The organism is Photobacterium sp., assembly GCF_033720175.1.
Lineage (GTDB): Bacteria > Pseudomonadota > Gammaproteobacteria > Enterobacterales > Vibrionaceae > Photobacterium.
This window is the reverse complement of sequence record NZ_JAWWDA010000010.1, coordinates 20715-41047: the sequence shown is the minus strand read 5'-3', so window position 1 is coordinate 41047 and position 20333 is coordinate 20715. Positions and strand designations below refer to the sequence as shown.

Here is a 20333-nt window from a genome sequence, read left to right as displayed (position 1 = left end):
CAAAAGCCCCGTTGCTCTGTGTTGAAATCTTCGTTTGCACAATCAATGATCCCCTATCAGTTGAGGTTATTTTTGATTTAAAACAATAATTGCATCCGTTTGATGTGTAAAATTGCATATATAAATGCAAATCATTCTTATTAAGGTGTCGGTTTAGTATGAAACTGTCAGATTTATCGTGCGGCGTTAATGGAGTCGTGACAGATATGTCGAACCTCCCTGTCGCCACCCGGAAAAAGCTAATGGTTATGGGGTTATTACCTAACACGGCAGTCAGCGTTATTCGTCTAGCGCCCCTTGGTGATCCTCTTCAAGTGCGGGTACGCGGTGTCGATATCGCACTCCGTAAACAAATTGCCGCGAATATTGACGTAGAGGTGCGCTAGTGCAGTACAACATTCTTACCGTTGGTAATCCGAATAGCGGTAAAACAACATTATTTAACGGTCTTACCGGCGCTAAACAGCAAGTGGGTAACTGGGCTGGGGTAACTGTTGAGAAAAAAACGGGAAATTACCAATGTGCGGGTGACAGTTTTGCTCTGACCGATCTACCGGGAATTTACAATTTAGACAGTGCCAATGATGCCAACAGCTTAGATGAAGCCATCGCTTCTCGTGCGATTTTAACCACACCGGCAGATGTGATTATCAATGTTGTTGACGCTTCCTGCTTAGAACGCAGTTTATACATGACTCTGCAGCTTCGTGAGCTTGGCCGCCCGATGGTGGTGGTCTTAAATAAAATGGATGTGTTAAAGCGCCAGCGTCAGGTTCTGGATATCCAAGCGTTGGAAAAAGCCCTTGGTTGCCCGGTATTATCCCTGTCAGCACATAATAAAAAGCAGGTTAGCGAGTTTAAAGCCAGATTGCACAAAATGCTGGCACAAGGCGTGGCAGTCGGTGATCTGACATTGAATTACGGCGAACACTTTGAAGCGGCTGTCACTGAGCTTGAAGGTCTGTTCTCTGACGGACAGTTAAAAGTGCGTTCACAAGCTATTCGTGTGCTTGAAAATGATACTTTGGTTATTAACGGATTATCTGAATCTGATAAGAGCCGGGCATGTAATATTCGCAATAGACTATTGGTAGAGGTAGATCCGGATATTCAGGTCGCTGATGTTCGTTATACCTTCCTGCATCAGCTTTGTCAGAAAGTTCGCCGTCAAGAAGGCAAATTGAGCCGCAGCATCAGTGACAAAATTGACAGCGTTCTTTTACATCGTGCGTTTGGTATTCCATTCTTTTTTGTCGTGATGTATCTGATGTTTATGTTCTCCATTAACATTGGTAGTGCATTTATCGATTTCTTTGATATTAGCGTTGGTGCCATTCTTGTCGATGGTGGCCATTACCTGTTAGACGAGCATTTGCCGGTGTGGCTGGCAACCGTGATTACTGATGGCATTGGTGGCGGTATTCAGACTGTTGCGACCTTTATTCCTGTTATTGCCTGCCTGTATCTGTTTCTGGCGCTATTAGAAAGCTCTGGTTATATGGCTCGTGCTGCCTTTGTGCTGGATAAAGTGATGCAGAAAGTGGGCTTGCCGGGTAAAGCATTTGTTCCGTTGGTACTGGGTTTTGGCTGTAATGTACCTGCGATCATGGCAACACGTACACTGGAGCAAGAGCGTGAGCGTAAGTTGGCGGCGGCAATGACGCCATTTATGTCATGTGGCGCCCGCCTTCCGGTATACGCGCTATTTGCAGCTGCGTTCTTCCCGCAAAATGGTCAGAATGTTGTCTTTGCCCTTTATTTACTCGGTATTGTTGCCGCAGTGATGACCGGAATGATTCTGCGCCATACCCTTTATCCGGGTAAGAGCGATAGCTTTATTATGGAAATGCCTGATTATGAATTGCCGACTATGCGTAATGTGGGCATTAAGACCTGGCAGAAGCTGAAGCGCTTTGTATTTGGGGCGGGTAAGACAATTGTTGTGGTTGTCGCATGCCTGAGCTTTTTTAACTCATTGGGTACAGATGGCTCATTCGGTAATGAGGACTCTGACCGATCAGTATTATCAAAAGCGGCGCAAATTGTAACGCCAGTATTATCACCCATCGGTGTGAAGGAAGATAACTGGCCTGCAACGGTGGGTATCATTACTGGTATTTTTGCCAAAGAAGCGGTAGTTGGCACGTTGAATAGTTTATATGCGCCATCTGCCAGTGACGATGATGCGGAATATAACCTGTTGGCTAGTTTAAAAGAGGCGGTAGCAACGATTCCGGCAAACCTGACAGATCTTAGTTACTCAGACCCTCTCGGTATTACGGTGGGTGAGTTAGGTGATCTGAATACCGTTGCTGAAGAGCAAGACGTTGACCAATCAATCTTTGGTAATATTCAAGCGCACTTTGTGAGTTCTGCTGCCGCGATGGCATACTTGATTTTCATCTTGCTATATACGCCTTGTGCTGCCGCGATGGGGGCTTATGTCCGCGAGTTTGGTCAGAAATTCTCTGTGTTTATTGCAGGCTGGACAATGCTGCTAGCTTATACATTTGCCACTATTTTCTACCAAGCCGCGCACTTCGCTGATCACCCTGTTACGAGCATATCCTGGATTGCTTTTTTTGTTCTGATTAATGCAGGTTTGTTCGTCGCGTTCAAGCATCAGGGTAAGAAACAACAAAAAGAGTTGGTTGTATTATGATCCTTCAGCAGCTGAAACAGTATATTGAACAACATGGGCGTTCGAGCCGGAAAAAAATGGCAACCCACTTCGGTATGTCTGAAGATGGCGTCGAGGCAATGCTCGATGTTTGGGTGCGCAAGGGCACTGTTGGTAAAGAACTGGTTGGCTGCGACAGTGATAATTGTTGCCAGTCAGCAAAAGAGGTCTGGTATCGTTGCTTACAGGCTAACGAGCTGTCGGTAACGGTAATGCGATAATCACTTCAGATCATTCGAAAACAGAAGGCAACCACACGGTTGCCTTTTTGCTAGCGTGTTTAAGCCGTAACAAAGCCGTCAATATTATTTAATTCGTCGCGTAGCTCTTCCGCTAAAGCTTGTTGTACTTCCTCACTGCGCTGGGTGCCATTGGTATTGCCCCAAACCGGGCCCGGCCAGGCTATGTCGGTGGTAAAGCGTGCAATATGGTGGACATGTAATTGCGGAACCAGGTTACCGAGGGCGCCGATATTAATTTTGTCGGCACGATAATCATTTTCTAATAAAGCCGCCACAGCACTCGATTCACGGATTAACTGGTACTGTTCTGCAGCGGATAAGTGATGGATCTCGGTCAGTTCATCTTTGCGAGGTACAAGGATCAGCCATGGGCCCAGGGCCTCTTTGGACAACAGAACCCGACTCAGAGGTAAGTCACCTAAAGTCGTAGTATCTGTCGCTAGTTGCGGGTGTAGGGTGAAACTCATTGTAAATATTCCTTAAGAGTACAGTGCCGCTCACAAGCTGGAACATTGCTGATATTTTTAAAATAGGTCGTTCGGTATTCTGACATTATCTTTGAGATAAATATATTATACCAATCGCGTTAATAGTCTGGCCATTCAAATATACAGGTACAAACTTTGTGGTTGTTGTAGTGGGTGTGGAGATGACAATGGCGGAAGAATATCAGCAAGTCTTAGATTTTTGGTTTGGTGAGTTAGACCAAGAAGTCACAATAACCGACAAAAATGCTCTGTGGTTTAAAGGCGAAAAAGAGACAGATAAGCTGATCGCCGACAAGTTTCAACACTTAGTCAGTCAGGCGGGTCGTGGCGGATTAGGCCATTGGGCTGAGACTGCGAAAGGCTCTCTTGCGCTGATCATTTTACTTGATCAATTTACCCGTAATATTTATCGCGGACTCAGTGCTGCGTTTCGTTATGATTCGTTAGCACAGGCTATTTGTAAGCGATCTCTGGCTCAAAATCTGGATGAAGCTCTAACACCGATTGAACGGGTCTTTCTGTATTTGCCATTAGAGCATTCTGAAGCGATTGAAGATCAGGAAGAGTCAATATTTTGCTTTAATCAGTTACGTCAGGCCATTTCACCAGAAAATGCAATTATTTTTGAAGGCTTCTATCAGTATGCCGTCAGCCATCGAGATGTGGTAAATAAGTTTGGCCGCTTTCCGCACCGTAACGCCGCTTTGGGGCGTTTATCTACCCAGGAAGAATTGCAGTGGTTGAGCAACGGTGGTCAGCGATTTGGCCAATAGCCATGATTTCAGAATGCTGTCAGACACATACTACGTCATGACCGAGTAAGGTTACGCTTGCGAGGTTAGCCTGACAGTATTGGTGAAATGATTTAGGGGGTTAGATAAGCGGTAATACGCGATTACGGCCGAGTTTTTTTGCCTGAATCATAAATGCATCGGTGCGGTTAATCAGGCTCTCTCCCGATTCATTCTCCAGTCTTTCTGCGACACCAAATGAAGCTGTAATCGAGTTAACACGTTGTCCCGATTTTTTGTCCAGAACCGATATCTTTTCTAAAGCACGACGGAGGGTTTCAGCTTGCTGCCTGGCTGATGCCTTCATTTTATGTGGTAAAATTAATACAAATTCTTCTCCGCCAAAACGGTAGGCCTGGGCATAATCCCGGCAGCTTTCTTTGAGTCTGCGGGCAACTGTTTTCAGGACCTGATCACCAAGCAGATGGCCAAAGTCATCGTTAAAATTTTTGAATCTGTCGATATCTAACAGTATCAGACTGAGGGGGGTATTCTTTTGGATGTAATTTTGAAAATCACGGTTAAAAGCGCGACGGTTTAAAATGCCGGTTAACGCATCTTCATTCGCTTCTTTCTGGCTTTCGATTAGCGCCTGACGTAAAGACGATATCTCTTGTTGCGTGCTGCTCAGTTGCCCTTTAAAGGTACCGGTTGAAGTGTGTATCTGACGGGATTCGCGAACAAACTCGCGTACCAGTTTCATGGTTTCTTCGAGTGATAGCCCATCTTGTTCAGCCGTTTCGAGTTTACCGAAAGTCTTGGTTAATACGCCCTGAAATACTTCAGTATCCGATAGAGTATCTGCCATGCTATGGGAGATCTCTTGCATCATCGCGGTCAGGCTCTGTTTTAACTGAGCCATGTCTTTATCTGTCTGGCTAGCCAAATGCTCCTGATAGAGAGTATCGCATAATGTTGGGGTACAGAGTCCTAGCTCGGCAATTCCCTGATCAACGGCTTGATTGAGCATTGGGAGCTGTTGCTTTGCATAAGTGTACCAAAGTGCATAGTTGGTAGGCGTTGTCGGTACTTTGTGTTTGATCATTAAGGGAACCGTTTTTTTTAACGTTTTTGTCGATTCCACAAAACTATCGTTATTCATAACACAAATTCCATTTGTTGCATAAAATATAAAAAATCATCATAGTGAAACCGCTAATTCAACAATCTTTGGGGTAATCCAGAGCAGATACTAATCATAGTGAAGACGTTTAGCCTCAATCGGTTATCAAACTCAACACCATTGATATACACAGCTACAATAATCCGCTAATGATACTCTAGAAGGCTGTAAATTATTAGTATGTAATTATATTTTTAATTATATCCACGGATATGGGTAGGATGAATAATCACAAAAAAGCCTTCTAAGGTTTCCCTAGAAGGCTTTGGGTTATCAGGCTGTAATCATATTATTAATTACATGCGTTCAAGGGTTTCGATACCAAGCAGGTCCAGACCCTGTTTAATTGTTTTCGCAGTGAGCAGCGCGAGTTTCAGGCGGCTCTCTTTAACGGCTTCTTCTGCATTTAGAATTGGGCATGCTTCGTAGAAGCTAGAGAACTTGCCTGCCAGTTCGAACAGGTAGCTACACATCAGGTGTGGCTGGCCTTCACGAGCTACCGCCAGTACTGCTTCTTCAAATTGCAGAAGTGCCGATAGCAGTGTTTGTTCTTTCTCGTCGTTGATAACAACAGGGTGAGTCAAATCTGACAGCTCAACGTCAGCACGTTTGAAGATAGAAGCAACACGGGTGTAAGCGTACTGCATGTATGGCGCTGTATTGCCTTCAAACGCCAGCATGTTATCCCAGTCGAAGATGTAGTCAGTTGTACGGTGCTTAGACAGGTCCGCATACTTAACCGCCGCCATTGCAACGGTTTTTGCAATGTTCGCTTTTTCTTCAGCGTCTAGTGTCGGGTTCTTCTCTTCGATAAGTTTAGCTGCGCGCAGCTCTGATTCATCAAGCAGATCCGTCAGGCGCACGGTACCACCCGCACGGGTTTTGAAAGGACGGCCATCTTTACCCAGCATCATACCGAATGCGTGGTGCTCAAGCGTCACCTCTTCTGGCACGTAGCCGGCTTTACGAACGATAGACCACGCCTGCATCAGGTGCTGATGCTGACGTGAATCGATGAAGTAAAGCACCCGGTCAGCATTTAGCTGCTCGTAGCGGTACTTGGCACATGCGATATCAGTGGTTGTGTACAGGAAGCCGCCATCACGCTTCTGGATGATAACACCCATAGGATCGCCGTCTTTGTTCTTGTACTCGTCCAGGAATACCACTTGCGCGCCGTCACTTTCGACGGCCAGACCTTTTTCTTTCAGGTCAGCAACAATGCCCGGCAGCATGTCGTTATACATGGATTCACCCATCACGTTCTCACGAGAAAGTGATACATTCAGGCGATCATAGTTGCGTTGGTTCTGAACCATCGTAACGTCAACCAGCTTCTTCCACATTTCAGCGCAGTATTCGTCGCCGCTCTGCAGTTTAACCACGTAAGCACGAGCACGGGCTGCGAACTCTTCATCTTCGTCGTACAGTTTTTTAGATTCACGGTAGAACGCTTCAAGATCGGAAAGTTCCATAGATACTTCCCCGGTCTCTTTTTGTACGCGTTCGAGGTTTGCGATAAGCATACCGAACTGAGTACCCCAGTCACCGATGTGGTTAGCACGGATAACATTGTGGCCTAAGAACTCAAGAGTACGAACAACCGCGTCACCAATGATGGTTGAACGCAGGTGACCAACGTGCATTTCTTTCGCTACGTTTGGCGCAGAGTAATCAACAACAATATTTTGTTGCTCTTCAGTGGCAACGCCAATACGCGCATCAGCCAGTGCTTCTTCAGCACGAGCAGCAAGCCAACTTTTGCAGAGGAAGATATTGATAAAACCAGGGCCGGCGATTTCGACTTTTTCAGCGATACCGTCAAGCTCCAGAACATCGATAACTTTTTGTGCAAATTCTCGAGGGTTAGTTCCCAGTTTTTTTGCTACGCCCATTACGCCGTTCGCCTGGTAATCACCAAACTGCGCCTTTGCAGACTGACGTACAGCTGCCGGGCTACCTGCTGGTGCGCCTGCGGCTTCTAAGGCCTGAGATACTTTGTCATTAATTAGTGCTTGAATGTTCACACGCTGATCCTTTAAATCGTTTGTAACGTCATGTAATCATTAGTGAGGCATAAACGTTACCGTATTCAAGAGTTGCCAGTAAGCAAAAACCGTCAAAAATAGCCACGAAGGTTGGTTACATTAATTTAATGTTGTTAATGTAAATAAGTGCTCGTGAGTATTTTTGACGGGGCATCCTCTTGAGTCAGAGGTGGTACCTTGAATACACAAATGGTATTTCCTAATCATACCCACATATTTAGGTACTTTGGCAACCTGAAAAGGCCATTGTTTGCGATTTTTTTTTGCTTTAAAGACTTGATGAAAAATATGCATGGATCAAGATGCTACAAGGCCTGTGGTAGCATGGTTCGGGGTTCCGTTGAGACCTAAACTGTGGATAATTATGCGTTAGCCCCTGATAATAAATTAATTGGAGAAAAAAACATGCAGAAGCTGACAGAAGCGGGCCTTCACCCTGAACAAATGTTGGCGGATTTACCTGCCTTTATGGCGCGCATTATGGCGTTGGCCAGTGAATTAGGGCTTTCTCTTGAGCAATATCAGGCTGACCATATAGCGTTGCGGGTAAATGACCGGGAAATGGCACAAGCGCTGCATCAGTCGTGGCTTGCTTATGGTGATGAGTGGTCGAATAATGTTATCAATGGCAGACCGATTATTGTGATTGGTTTTCATCAGCCGATTCAGGTGGGTAGCTGGGTGATTGAATGTTTGGAGTTACCCTACCCCGGTGATAAAGCCTATCCGCAAGAAGGGTGGGAGCATGTGGAGTTTGTGATCCCGGCAAAAGCGGGCAATACCGAGCAACTGAAGGTGGTATTGGAACAGGCTTTCCCTCAGCTTGAACACCAGTGGACCCTAATGGCCGGAAAAGGAATTAAAGTCAAAGCCAGCTCACCATCCGGCGATAAAGAGCGCTTACCGAATCCGACTTATGCGTTTAAGAAAAACGGGGTTTGCATTAAGCTGCATCCTTGCTCTTTGAAGGATGTCATTGAAAGCGAAGAAGTATAATTCAGAAGCGGGAATCATGAGTTGCGAGCTTAAGGAGTCTCGCAACTCATACACATACCTAGAGTATTACTGTTCTGTTACCGTGCACAAAGACCCGATCATCGATCACTAAACCGAGCGCTTTACTCAGTACTGACTTTTCGACATCGCGACCTGAGCGTACCATGTCATTGGCACTGAAATTATGGTCAACCGGGATCACGCTCTGGGTGATGATTGGCCCTTCATCGAGGTCGTTGGTCACAAAGTGTGCGGTGGCACCGATGATTTTAACTCCACGCTCGAAGGCTTGCTGATACGGTTTCGCGCCAATAAATGCAGGCAGGAAGCTGTGGTGAATATTAATGATTTGGTGTGGGAACTGAGCGACAAAATTGGCCGTTAAAATACGCATGTATTTTGCGAGTACCACGTAATCCGGTTCATATTGCGTAATTGCAGCAAGCAGCTTCTCTTCATGTTCTTCACGGCTTAGTCCTTCGTGGCTAACATGATGGAACGGAATATCAAATTTTTCAGTTAACTTACTCAAGGTGTCGTAGTTGCCGACAACGGCAGCGATGTCTATATCCAGCGTGCCGTCATACGCTTTCACCAGAATATCACCGATACAATGGGCTTCTTTGGTTACCATGATCACGATGCGCTTACGTGCCGAACTCACCAAGCTGCGGTGGCTTCCTGCCGGTAGGGCGTGGTCAAGATCGGCCAAAAAGGTGTGATCGTTAAAATAGCCTTCCAGTTCGGTACGCATGAAGAACTGTTTATTGGTGTTATCAACAAACTCATTGTTATGCACGATGTTAAGTTGGTGCTTATAACAGATGTTGGTGATCTTTGAGATAAGGCCGACGGCATCAGGACAATCGGTGAGTAGGGTTTTCTTTTCCATGGTCTTCCTTGAACGGTATTTTTAATTCAACTTCTTACTGTTTACCTTTTATTTATTTCAGGGTCAAAAGATAATTGAATTATCACGTAAGTGAATGCCCACTCGTACGCAAGCAGCAAGCAACACCGGGTGAATTAATCATGGTCGGCTGCAGACAAACTTGGCATAATAGTCAACCTTTCTACTGTATATATAACCAATAGTTTTGACATCATGATTGCCAAGTTTTTCGCCTCTGGAGGCGCGTTGGACAAAGCCCTTCCCGGCTTTCAGGCCCGACAACCGCAAATTGATATGGCACAAGCTGTCGATGATGCTATACGCGAGCAGTCTCAACTGGTGGTTGAAGCGGGCACGGGAACCGGTAAAACATTTGCCTATCTGGTGCCTGCGCTGGTCAGCGGGAAAAAAATCATAATCAGTACCGGATCGAAAAACTTGCAGGAACAGTTGTTCCACCGTGATTTACCACTGATGGCCAATGCCATTGGTTTTACCGGGCGAGTGTCACTGTTAAAAGGACGCTCTAACTATTTGTGCCTTGATCGCCTTAGCCGACAAGTAACCGAAAGCCATGGCACTCATGTTGATCCTACGCTGCTTAGTCAGTTGGTCAAAATTCGCAACTGGTCGTCATCGACCAAAAGCGGTGATTTGGGTGAGTGTGAAGCCATTGCGGAGGACAGTCCCGTTCTTCCGATGGTGACTTCGACCAACGACAATTGCCTCGGGCGGGAATGTCCGTCTTATGAAGATTGCTTTGTGGTTAAAGCGCGTCGTAAAGCCATGGAATCCGATGTCGTGGTGGTAAATCATCACCTCTTTCTGGCTGATTTAGCCATTAAAGAAACCGGATTCGGTGAGTTGATCCCTGAAGCCGATGTTTTTATCTTTGATGAAGCCCATCAGATGCCAGATATTGCCAGCCAGTATTTCGGCCAGAGCTTATCCAGTCGCCAGGTGCAGGAGTTGGCGAAAGACGTCGAAATTGGCTACCGAACTGAAGCCAGAGACATGCGCCAACTGCAAAAGACTGCCGACCGACTGGCCCAAGCGGCATTTGATTTACGTATTGTTCTTGGCGAGCCGGGCTTTCGTGGTAATTGGCGAGATGCGGTAAGAAGCCCCGTGATTCAGCGAGAGCTGACCCGGTTAAATGACGCCCTTGATTTAACTTATGATGTGCTGAAACTGGTTCTGGGCCGCAGTCAGTTGTTAGATGCCGCATTTGAACGGGCAACCTTATTAAAAGCGCGTCTGGCTCGTTTGTGCGATATCACTATCACGGGCTATTCCTATTGGTTTGAATGTACGCCTCGTCATTTTACGTTGCATATCACGCCGTTGTCAGTAGCCGAAAAGTTCCGTGAACAGATGCAGCAACAGAAAGGGGCATGGATCTTCACTTCCGCGACGCTGGCTGTTGATGATGATTTCAGTCATTTCAGCCACCGACTGGGGCTGGAGCCGAAACAGCAGTTCTCATTGGAAAGTCCGTTTGACTATCAGCAGCAGGCTTTGCTGTGTGTGCCTCGTTTCCTGCCTGAGCCCAATAGCTTTGGTATTGCCGATCAGCTGGTGGAAATGCTGACGCCAGTGATTGAAGAAAATAATGGCCGCTGTTTCTTTCTCTGTACTTCTCATCAGATGGTTCGTGATTTGGCGGAAGGTTTTCGCGCGAAGCTTGAATTACCGGTGTTAGTACAAGGTGAAACGACCAAGCAGAAGTTACTGGCCGAATATTTAGAGCGTGGGAATGCTTTATTAGTTGCCACCGGCGCTTTCTGGGAGGGGATTGATGTTAGAGGCCAGGCCCTTAGCTGTGTTATTATCGACAAATTGCCTTTTACTGCGCCGGATGATCCGTTGCTAAAAGCGCGAATAGAGGATTGCCGCCTGCGAGGTGGTGATCCGTTTTCACAAGTCCAGATACCTGACGCCGTGATCACCCTGAAACAGGGTGTCGGACGCCTGATCCGCGATAAGCGGGATAAAGGTGTGCTGGTAATTTGCGACAATCGACTGGTAACGCGCCCGTATGGCGCGGTATTTTTAAGAAGCCTGCCGCCGATCCCGCGTACGCGGAATATCAGTGGTGTCGGGCAGTTTCTGTCACAAGTGAACGGTGAAACTACAGCTGTTGACTGTGACGATTAGCATTCAGAGGCTTGAATGAGCACCAAAATTCTGGCGGTCGATACCGCAACTGAAAATTGTTCTGTTGCCTTACTTATGGGTGATGAAGTTATCTCACGTTGCGAATATGCGCCTCGTGAACATACCACAAAAATTTTGCCGATGGTTGATACCGTACTGGCAGAAGGCGGTGTAAAATTAAATCAGCTCGATGCATTAGCTTTCGGTCGTGGCCCGGGGAGTTTCACGGGGGTACGTATTGGTATCGGTATCGCGCAAGGCTTAGCTTTCGGTGCTGATCTGCCAATGGTAGGCGTTTCTACGTTGGCAACAATGGCGCAGGGAACCTTCCGTAAGCATCAGGCCGAGCAAGTACTGACGGCGATTGATGCCCGTATGGGAGAGATCTACTGGGGTCAGTATCAACGCCAGGCTGATGGTGACTGGCTGATTGTTGGTGCTGAGCAAGTCATTGCTCCTGAAGCCTTAGCGGATGGGTTTGAGACGGCATCCGGGATTTGGTTTACCGCAGGCACAGGCTGGGAAAGTTATGCTGAACAACTCAGCCAACTGAAAGCCCAAACAGAGAAAGGCACCATTTTATACCCGGATTCTCAAGATATGGTCTTGCTTGCAAAGTTTGCCCTTTCTCGTGGCGAAGCCGTTACAGCCGAGGCCGCCAGTCCTGTTTATGTGCGTGATACCGTGACCTGGAAAAAACTGCCGGGGCGGGAATAAATTCCAGAGACGAGCAGTAACCGGCTAGTTCAACCGCCACACTGCTCGTTGTTCTCAGGGGGATGTTATGGTTTCAATTCATCGCTTACCACCTTCAATAAATCCGCAGCAGAAGCCGCGGGTTTCTGCTCCCGCTCAGCCGTCAGGCGTTGCTCATCCTACCGCAGTCGCCAGTGCGGTATCGAAATCGGTTCACAGCCCTGAGTCGATCCGCGATGCTCATGCCCAGATTCAATATGATCAACCCGAAGGCAATCATCGCGAAGCGCTTGAATCGTATCTGGGTGTGATGTATCAAAATAAAAAAGATGAATTCTCTGACCTGATGGGCGTTGATGTTTACGTGTGAACTGACATTGTGAATACTGATGTGATGTCTGATTTATTCCCTCTAATTAAGACGCCTCCCTTGGGATCTTTTTAACTGACAATGCCCTCAGCTTGTGCTGATTGTTATGGCCTAATGGTCAGATAATTAATGGTCTGGGTATAAGAGAGTGTTGAGCGTATATTGAACATTTATGACTGAGAACCAAATGTTTATAAAGCTATTTCTTGGGCTGTCTACCGTGTTTATGATAGGCTGCGCACGCGCGCTAACGACCCTGAAATGCAGGTTGAAAAGACAGCCTGGCGTTCATCATCGCGTAACCCTGAATCTGTTATCGAGACGACATGGTGATGTATAACACTTTTTTCCAGCTAGCTGAAAAAAAGCTGGCCGGGCTCTGCTCGTTTCAGCACTCAGCGGATGAAATGCTGGTTCCGCCTGCAGAGGAGGGCTGTGGCGATCAAAAACCGACATTGTTGCTACTGCATGGCTGGCAAGATAATGCAGCCAGTTTTGATGCGTTATTTGAGTCTTTAGCAAGGCATTGCCATCTAGTTGCGATTGACTGGCCGGGACATGGTTATTCTGATAAACGTGATGCCGATAACTATTATCATTTTTTTGACTATATTGATGATCTGCACCAGCTCGTTGAGCAGCTGTCGGCCTCTCCCCTGTATTTAGTGGGTCATTCGCTAGGTGCACTGGTCGCCGGTTGTTATGCCGCCGCTTTTCCTGACAAGGTAGCGGGCGTGGTCATGATTGAAGGGCTGGCTCCGTTATATGAATCAGCCGATAATGTTGCAGCCCGTTTGCAACAAGGCATTGAAAGTCGCCAGCGTCATCGTCGGCGAGTTGCCAGACGGCCAGTACGGAGAATGAATGCGCTGCAAGAAGCGCTCGATTTGCGTTGTACGGTCAATAGGCTCCCCGAATCCTGTTTACGGCCTCTGGTCTTAAGGGGAACGGAGACTGATGGCGAACATTGGTACTGGCGACATGATGACAGGCTACGCTGTGATTCTTTATATCGTATGGTGGCAGAACATGCGCAAGCTTTAATGTCACAGATCCAATGTCCGGTTTTATCCATTGTTGGTGATCAAGGTTTCTCCCACCTGCAACGGACAGGGCCGGAAAAGAGCTGGTTTGAGCGGCTCAGGCAAGTACAAGTGCAAGGTGGTCACCACTGTCATATGGAAAGCCCGCAAGATGTCTGTCGTCATATCTTGATGTTTACCGCTAGATTTTAAATGCTAAGAACAATCGATGCTCTAAAGAGCAATATATTAATTGTCACTTTAATTTTAGAGTGATTAGTCTAATTGGTTTGTGTTAAGTTTTTGTTGCTCACGCTGTTGTGGCGGGTGTATCAATTGTTTGAACTACCCATAGAAAATGGCGATAGCGCCAGAATAAAGTAAGGAGAGTGCAAGTGGATAAGGTTTGGCTTAACCGCTATCCGGAAGATGTACCGGCAGAAATCAACCCTGATTTATACTCATCGCTGGTCGATATGTTTGAGCAATCGGTCCACAAGTTTGCCGACCAAACCGCGTTTATTAACATGGGCCAGGTCATGACCTTCCGGAAGTTGGAAGAGCGTAGCCGTGCTTTTGCTGCTTACTTACAGAACGATCTGAAACTGGAAAAAGGTGATCGTGTCGCGGTAATGATGCCGAACTTGCTTCAATATCCTATCGCGTTGTTTGGTATTCTCCGCGCCGGATGTGTTGTCGTAAACGTTAATCCGCTCTATACCCCGCGAGAGCTTGAGCACCAATTGAATGACGCCGGGGCGAAAGCCATTGTCATTGTTTCGAACTTTGCTCACACCCTGGAAACGGTCGTGAAGAGAACCGGCGTTCAGCACGTTATCTTAACCAGCCTGGGTGATCAGCTGTCCCGCCCGAAAGGCACCGTGGTCAATTTTGTGGTGAAGTACATCAAAAAGATGGTGCCCAAGTACCACCTGCCTCATGCGACGTCCATGCGTGCTGCCTTGAGAAAGGGGCGCCGTATGCAGTATGTGAAGCCGTTTATGTCTGGCGATGATGCCGCATTTTTACAATATACCGGCGGTACGACAGGGGTGGCCAAAGGTGCGATTCTGACCCATCGCAATATGCTGGCGAACTTGATGCAGGCCAAAGGGGCATATGGTCCGGTTCTCACTGAAGGTCGTGAGCTGATCGTGACGGCATTACCGCTGTACCATGTGTTCGCTTTGACCGTGAACTGCTTACTGTTTATTGAAATCGGTGGCCAGAATCTGCTGATCACCAACCCGCGAGATATTCCGACTTTTGTTAAAGAGCTACAGCGTTATTCATTTACCGCATTAACGGGAGTGAATACGTTATTTAATGCTCTGCTCAATAATGAAGACTTTCATGAATTGGATTTCAGTAAGCTCCGTTTATCGGTCGGCGGCGGTATGGCTGTTCAGCGTGCGGTGGCAGAAAAATGGAAAAGTGTCACTGGCAATTACTTGCTGGAAGGTTATGGTTTAACGGAATGTTCACCGCTGGTGGCTGCGTACCCGTATGATCTTGTTGATTATAACGGTTCCATTGGTCTGCCGGTCCCGTCTACAGATGTGCGAATTGTTGACGACGAGGGCAACGTCTTAAGCAATGATCAAGCGGGTGAGTTGCAAGTTCGTGGTCCGCAGGTTATGAAAGGCTACTGGCAGCGTCCGGAAGCCACGAAAGAAGTGTTGACAGATGATGGCTGGTTATCGACGGGTGACATTGTACGTTTTGATGACGAAGGTTTCCTGCACATTGTCGATCGCAAGAAAGACATGATCTTAGTGTCCGGTTTTAATGTTTATCCGAACGAAATCGAAGATGTTGTCGCCTTACATGGCAAAGTGCTCGAAGTTGCTGCTATCGGCCAGCCACATGATATTTCGGGTGAATTGGTGAAGATTTGTGTTGTTAGGCGCGATTCAAGCCTGACCCGTGATGAGTTGCTGATGCATTGTCGCGAACATCTGACGGGTTATAAAATACCTAAAATTGTTGAATTTCGTGATGAATTGCCAAAATCCAACGTAGGTAAAATCTTACGTCGTGTGCTGCGCGAAGAGTCTGACAAAAAGAGTAAAGCGCAAGAAGCATAGACAAAGATGCCTTACGGGTAAAAAACAAGCGCGTATAATCCTTTCAGGTTACAATTGACCAATATCGTAAGTGCCGGCGATAAGTGCCGGCACTTACGATCGGGTAGTTATTCATCCTATTGCTATTGAATGAGATAGTGGCCATTTAGAACAACTACAAGTTATGTACTTTAGGCTGGTCTGTTACAACCGGCTCTTTTAAAGGTTTGCTGTGAATTTCGAAATAATAACGACGACCCAACAATTAGAGGCAATCTGTGAGCACGCGCGTGCACTCCCTGTAGTCATGCTGGATACGGAGTTTGTACGTACTCGTACGTTGTATCCGAAACTCGGGCTGATCCAGTTGTTTGATGGGGTTAATTTAGCGCTTATTGATCCACTCGAAATTGACGACATGACACCGTTCTGGGATCTGTTACAAGATAAGTCCGTGACTAAAGTCTTGCATGCCTGTGGCGAAGATCTGGAAGTCTTCCAGTACTACGCAGGATGCTTGCCGGAACCGATGCTAGACACGCAACTGATGGCTGCCTTTCTGGGCCACGGAATTTCAACGGGTTTCGGAACACTCGTCAATGAGTATCTTGGGGTTGAGCTTGATAAAGGTGAGGCCAGAACCAATTGGTTAGCCCGTCCTTTAACTGAAAAACAGCTCGATTATGCCGCGGCTGACGTATTCTATTTACTCCCGCTTTATGAAAAGCTGATTGAACAGGTAAAAGCGAAAGGCTGGATGAAAGCATTAGAGCAAGAGTGTTCGTCTCTGATGTTGAAACGTGTCCAGCCCGTTGACCCGGAACAAGCTTATCTGAAGGTGAAAAATGCCTGGCAGTTGAGTCCTAAGCAGCTTGCAGTTTTGCAACAAGTGGCGAAGTGGCGTGTACTGGAAGCGCGCAAACGAGATATCGCGTTGAACTTTATCGTTAAAGAATTAAATATCTGGAAATTAGCGCGTTACAACATCACCTCTAAAGCGGTGATGGTGAAAGAAGGTTTTGATAGCATGGAGATCCAACGCCATGCAGGACGTCTGCTAAAAATAGTTCACGACGCGGAAAATATTTCGCCAGAACAGTACCCGGAAAAAATTGTTCGCCTGGTTGATTTGCCGGGTTATAAGCAGATTGTTAAACAAATTAAAGATGAAATTACCTGTGTCGAAGCAGAAACGGGGCTGGCCCCAGAATTTTTGGCATCGAAAAAGCAAGTGAACCAGCTTGTTTCATGGGCTTGGAAACATCAGAAGTCAGCAGATAAGTTGCCTGACATGCTGAAAACATGGCGTAAGCCATTGTTTGAAAAACGCATACGACCACTGCTGGAAAAGTCAGCCAGATAAGTCTGTCAGATAGTCTGAAATAGTTTAAATCCCCTGAAGGTTCGCTTCAGGGGATTTTTTTATTTGTCTTCTGGCAGGGTAACGTTTAACTCCAGAACCGACAGATCTTCTTCTCTTTGATCCAGGTTTACACTTACCTGTTCTGGCGTGATATTCACATATTTGCGAATAACGTCCAGAATATCTTGTTTTAGCTGGGGCAAGTAAGAAGGCGCAGACTGGCCCGCAGAGCGGCGCTCTGCGACGATAATTTGCAGCCTTTCCTTCGCCATACTAGCCGTGTTTGTTTTTTTCGGGCGGAAAAACTCTAGCAAAGCCATAATTAATTAGCCTCCAAATAGACGTTTCAGGAAGCCTTTTTTCTCTTCCTCTAAGAAACGGAACGGGCGTTCCTCGCCCAGTAAACGGGCAACAGTATCTTCATATGCAAGGCCAGCATCTGACTCTTTGTCAAAAATAACCGGCTCACCTTTGTTGGAGGCATTCAGCACTGCCTGGCTTTCAGGGATAACGCCAAGCAACGGAATATGAAGGATGTCTTCTACATCTTGTACACTTAGCATATCACCCAGAGTCACGCGGGCTGGATTATAGCGAGTTAACAGCAGGTGTTGCTTAACTGGCTTATCAGAATTTTCAGCGCGACGAGATTTTGAGTCTAAGATACCCAGAATTCGATCGGAGTCTCGAACCGAGGAGACTTCCGGATTCGTGGTGACAATGGCTTCATCAGCAAAATACAGTGCCATTAGCGCACCAGTTTCGATACCTGCGGGTGAGTCGCAGATAACAAAATCAAAGCCCATTTCATCGAGATTTTTCAGAACGCGCGCTACGCCTTCTTTACTTAATGCGTCTTTATCGCGGGTCTGAGATGCTGGAAGCACGAAAAGATTATCAACGCGCTTATCTTTAATCAGCGCTTGGTTAAGATTTGCTTCGCCATTAATGACATTAACAAAATCATATACGACGCGACGTTCACAGCCCATGATGAGGTCAAGGTTACGCAGACCAATATCGAAATCGATAACAGCGGTCTTTTTCCCGGCAAGCGCAAGGCCTGATGCGATTGCCGCACTGGATGTTGTCTTACCAACGCCACCTTTGCCCGATGTAACAACGATAATACGTGCCATCTATTAAATTCCTTATCAAACGTTATAAAGCAAGGTGCTCTATGTTTAAATTATTTTCAGCAAGTGAGATAACGACACCTTTGCTCCAGAACTCTTCTTGGATTTTATCACTGAGCCAGTAGTTTCCAGCGATGGAAATCAGCTCTGATTGTAAGTTCTGGCAGAAAATTGTTGCTTGCAGCTGACCGCTTGCACCGGCAATAGCTCGTCCCCGTAACACGCCATAAACATGAATACAGCCATCAGCAATGATTTCGGCACCAGCACTAACATGGTTCATCACAACGAGATCACAGTTTTTCGCGTAGATTTGTTGACCTGAACGAACAGGAGTGCGAATGATTTTCGTTGGCTCCATGGCTTTTTCTGCCGCTTGCGCCTGACGTGCAGCATTCATGATAGCAAAACCTGCTGATTTTGCTTGTGACTGTAAGTAAGGATCTTTACAGCCGCTGATACCGACCGGGATCATTCCTGTATCTTCAACACCAGCTTTTAGCTGTTTGAAGTCAATTTGCTTTCCTGCAAGGGTAACATCGATTACCACCGGAGCAGAGGCGAAGAAACTAGCTGCTTGGCTCACTTTCTCTTTTAAGTGGTCAGTTGCCTGCTTTATATCCCCATCAACTAAATGCAGGGCTGAGAGCGTGTATGTGCTCCCTTTTAATTCTGGCGATTTACTCATGATTATTATATGACTGACGTTAAATTAGCCAATTAGGTACGTTATCACAAAGGTACTTGCATGGTATATTCCAAAGGATGTATCGGCAAGCTATCCTTGCCCTGGCGTTGGAATTTAAGACAAACGTCTCATCTGCATTGCCTTAAAGTTAGCACTTTGGGGGAATGATTGAGTAAAATGAGTGTCTGAAAAGATGAAGACTTTAACAAGCAGGCTATTTTGATGTTGTGTTCAATTTATAAAAGTGCCAAAAAAGAAAATACATATTTATATATCAATAAAAAAGATGATTTTTCTGACGTGCCAGAACCTCTGATGACAACTTTTGGCAAGCCACAGTTTGTTATGGTGATAAAGCTGGAAGGGCGTAAATTAGCATTAGCAGATGCCGATAGGGTTAAAGAGGCGTTAGCGACGGCAGGTTATTATCTGCAGATACCACCACCAGTGATTAATTTACTCGAACAACATAAAGCAGCAAAAGCTGAACTCAATTCGTAAAAGGTAACTATGCATAAGCGTTTGATATCGGCCCTAGTGGCCATAGGATTAGGGATCTCTTCGACAGCATTTTCGTCTGACGAAGGATTTGACGAGTATGTGCTTGAGCTTAAAACACAAGCTCGTGAGCATGGAATTTCAGAATCGATAATCAATACTGCTTTCAAAGGCATTAAATATACAGAGCATGCCGTTAAGGCTGATAAAAATCAGCCTGAGAAAAAGTTGACGCTGGATGAATATATCCCACGAGCGGTTCCTGATTGGAAAGTAAAACAGGCTAATCGTCTATACCAAGAGCATAAACTGACGCTGGATAGGATTGGACGTGAATATGGTGTTCAGCCAAGGTTCATAGTCGCTTTATGGGGCGTTGAGAGTAACTTTGGTCGCTTAATGGGTAATTATAATGTGATCGAAGCGCTTGCTACCCTGGCCTATGAAGGCCGTCGAGAAGCTTTTTTTCGCAAACAGGTAATAGCAGCCTTAACCATTCTTAATGACGGCCATATTGCGCCAACAGAGATGAAAGGGTCATGGGCTGGTGCGATGGGGCAACCCCAGTTTATGCCGACATCGTTTCTTGCTTATGCTGTCGATGGAAATAATGACGGACGTATTGATATCTGGCAGAGCGAAGAGGATGTTTTTGCCTCCGCGGCGAATTATCTGAAGATGTCGGGCTGGAATGATGAATATATATGGGGAAGGCAGGTTAAATCCCCTGTGGGAATAGATACATCATTTAAAGGTGTCGAAAAGGAAAAAGCAAGACCTTTAGCGGAATGGCAAAAGCTGGGGGTCAGGAAAATAAATGGGCAAGCACTTCCTAAAGTTAATATTGACGCATGGCTTATTCAGCCTGATGATCAACAAGGGCGTGCATATCTGATTTATGATAATTATCAAACACTATTAAGCTGGAATCGTTCGCATTATTTTGCTTTAGCGGTGAGTCATCTAGCTGACCGGATTCGATAACATTTGTATTTTTTGATTCTAAAAAGAGACAGAGTCAGGTATTAATATCTGGCTCTTTTTCGTGGAATCTAATCGTTTACCAGCCTGTTATCA

20 protein-coding genes are annotated in these 20333 nt (G+C 46.2%); 13 read left to right on the top strand and 7 right to left on the bottom strand.

The features are described 5' to 3' along the window. The first annotated feature begins 158 nt into the window (after positions 1-158). Genes R3289_RS12640 through R3289_RS12630 form a run of 3 tightly spaced genes read left to right on the top strand, consistent with a single transcriptional unit; the run spans position 159 to position 2901 of the window. A complete protein-coding gene (locus tag R3289_RS12640) occupies positions 159-386 on the top strand; it encodes a ferrous iron transport protein A (protein WP_318925955.1) in 228 nt (75 codons plus the stop codon). Beyond that, on the top strand, positions 386-2662 hold the full coding sequence (gene feoB / locus R3289_RS12635; protein WP_318925953.1) for a Fe(2+) transporter permease subunit FeoB: 2277 nt from the start codon (positions 386-388) through the stop codon (positions 2660-2662). Before R3289_RS12640 ends, feoB begins: the two co-directional genes overlap by 1 nt. Beyond that, positions 2659-2901 (top strand): FeoC-like transcriptional regulator, encoded by a 243-nt coding sequence (locus tag R3289_RS12630; RefSeq protein WP_318925952.1) that lies wholly within the window; start codon positions 2659-2661, stop codon positions 2899-2901. Before feoB ends, R3289_RS12630 begins: the two co-directional genes overlap by 4 nt. A 59-nt stretch (positions 2902-2960) precedes the next feature. On the opposite strand, the gene R3289_RS12625 is transcribed toward R3289_RS12630, so the two are convergent. Then, positions 2961-3389: an HIT family protein gene (locus R3289_RS12625; protein WP_318925950.1), complete on the bottom strand. Its 429-nt coding sequence runs from the start codon at positions 3387-3389 to the stop codon at positions 2961-2963. 188 nt (positions 3390-3577) lie between these two features. On the opposite strand from R3289_RS12625, the gene R3289_RS12620 reads away from it, so the two are divergent. After that, the gene (locus R3289_RS12620; protein ID WP_318925948.1) at positions 3578-4183 is read left to right on the top strand and encodes a DUF924 family protein; all 606 of its coding nucleotides are present in this window, start codon (positions 3578-3580) and stop codon (positions 4181-4183) included. A 100-nt stretch (positions 4184-4283) separates the two neighbouring features. On the opposite strand, the gene R3289_RS12615 is transcribed toward R3289_RS12620, so the two are convergent. Both R3289_RS12615 and argS read right to left on the bottom strand, forming a co-directional pair. Next, the gene (locus R3289_RS12615) at positions 4284-5303 is read right to left on the bottom strand and encodes a GGDEF domain-containing protein (protein WP_318925946.1); all 1020 of its coding nucleotides are present in this window, start codon (positions 5301-5303) and stop codon (positions 4284-4286) included. A gap of 317 nt (positions 5304-5620) precedes the next feature. Continuing rightward, on the bottom strand, positions 5621-7351 hold the full coding sequence (gene argS, locus R3289_RS12610; protein ID WP_318925945.1) for an arginine--tRNA ligase: 1731 nt from the start codon (positions 7349-7351) through the stop codon (positions 5621-5623). Positions 7352-7777: 426 nt separating this feature from the next. Here argS and R3289_RS12605 point away from each other — a divergent pair, with 426 nt between their 5' ends. After that, complete coding sequence (locus R3289_RS12605; RefSeq protein ID WP_318925944.1) at positions 7778-8368, top strand: VOC family protein; 591 nt, start codon at positions 7778-7780, stop codon at positions 8366-8368. 58 nt (positions 8369-8426) lie between these two features. Here R3289_RS12605 and purU read toward each other — a convergent pair whose 3' ends face one another. After that, positions 8427-9260 (bottom strand): formyltetrahydrofolate deformylase, encoded by an 834-nt coding sequence (purU, locus tag R3289_RS12600; protein WP_318925942.1) that lies wholly within the window; start codon positions 9258-9260, stop codon positions 8427-8429. A gap of 213 nt (positions 9261-9473) precedes the next feature. Between purU and R3289_RS12595 the strand changes: the two genes are divergently transcribed. The 6 genes from R3289_RS12595 to rnd all read left to right on the top strand — a co-directional run bounded on the left by R3289_RS12595 (position 9474) and on the right by rnd (position 16934). Then, positions 9474-11417, top strand: a complete 1944-nt coding sequence (locus R3289_RS12595; RefSeq protein WP_318925940.1) for an ATP-dependent DNA helicase — start codon at positions 9474-9476, stop codon at positions 11415-11417. A 15-nt stretch (positions 11418-11432) separates the two neighbouring features. Further along, complete coding sequence (tsaB, locus tag R3289_RS12590; protein ID WP_318925939.1) at positions 11433-12134, top strand: tRNA (adenosine(37)-N6)-threonylcarbamoyltransferase complex dimerization subunit type 1 TsaB; 702 nt, start codon at positions 11433-11435, stop codon at positions 12132-12134. Positions 12135-12201: 67 nt separating this feature from the next. Beyond that, the gene (locus R3289_RS12585) at positions 12202-12483 is read left to right on the top strand and encodes a hypothetical protein (protein WP_318925937.1); all 282 of its coding nucleotides are present in this window, start codon (positions 12202-12204) and stop codon (positions 12481-12483) included. 332 nt (positions 12484-12815) lie between these two features. Next, complete coding sequence (locus R3289_RS12580; RefSeq protein WP_318925936.1) at positions 12816-13718, top strand: alpha/beta hydrolase; 903 nt, start codon at positions 12816-12818, stop codon at positions 13716-13718. A 182-nt stretch (positions 13719-13900) separates the two neighbouring features. Next, positions 13901-15592, top strand: coding sequence for a long-chain-fatty-acid--CoA ligase FadD (fadD, locus tag R3289_RS12575; RefSeq protein ID WP_318925933.1), 1692 nt, complete (start codon positions 13901-13903; stop codon positions 15590-15592). Between the two features lie 211 nt (positions 15593-15803). Further along, complete coding sequence (gene rnd / locus R3289_RS12570) at positions 15804-16934, top strand: ribonuclease D (protein ID WP_318925932.1); 1131 nt, start codon at positions 15804-15806, stop codon at positions 16932-16934. Between the two features lie 59 nt (positions 16935-16993). On the opposite strand, the gene minE is transcribed toward rnd, so the two are convergent. The 3 genes from minE to minC are packed head-to-tail and all read right to left on the bottom strand — an operon-like array spanning position 16994 to position 18758. Then, on the bottom strand, positions 16994-17254 hold the full coding sequence (gene minE / locus R3289_RS12565) for a cell division topological specificity factor MinE (protein WP_318925931.1): 261 nt from the start codon (positions 17252-17254) through the stop codon (positions 16994-16996). Between the two features lie 6 nt (positions 17255-17260). Next, positions 17261-18073: a septum site-determining protein MinD gene (minD, locus tag R3289_RS12560; RefSeq protein WP_318925929.1), complete on the bottom strand. Its 813-nt coding sequence runs from the start codon at positions 18071-18073 to the stop codon at positions 17261-17263. A 22-nt stretch (positions 18074-18095) separates the two neighbouring features. Further along, the gene (gene minC / locus R3289_RS12555) at positions 18096-18758 is read right to left on the bottom strand and encodes a septum site-determining protein MinC (protein WP_318925928.1); all 663 of its coding nucleotides are present in this window, start codon (positions 18756-18758) and stop codon (positions 18096-18098) included. A 222-nt stretch (positions 18759-18980) separates the two neighbouring features. Between minC and R3289_RS12550 the strand changes: the two genes are divergently transcribed. Then, positions 18981-19259 (top strand): YcgL domain-containing protein, encoded by a 279-nt coding sequence (locus R3289_RS12550; protein WP_318925926.1) that lies wholly within the window; start codon positions 18981-18983, stop codon positions 19257-19259. A 9-nt stretch (positions 19260-19268) separates the two neighbouring features. Beyond that, on the top strand, positions 19269-20240 hold the full coding sequence (locus R3289_RS12545) for a lytic murein transglycosylase (RefSeq protein WP_318925925.1): 972 nt from the start codon (positions 19269-19271) through the stop codon (positions 20238-20240). Positions 20241-20333: the final 93 nt, after the last annotated feature.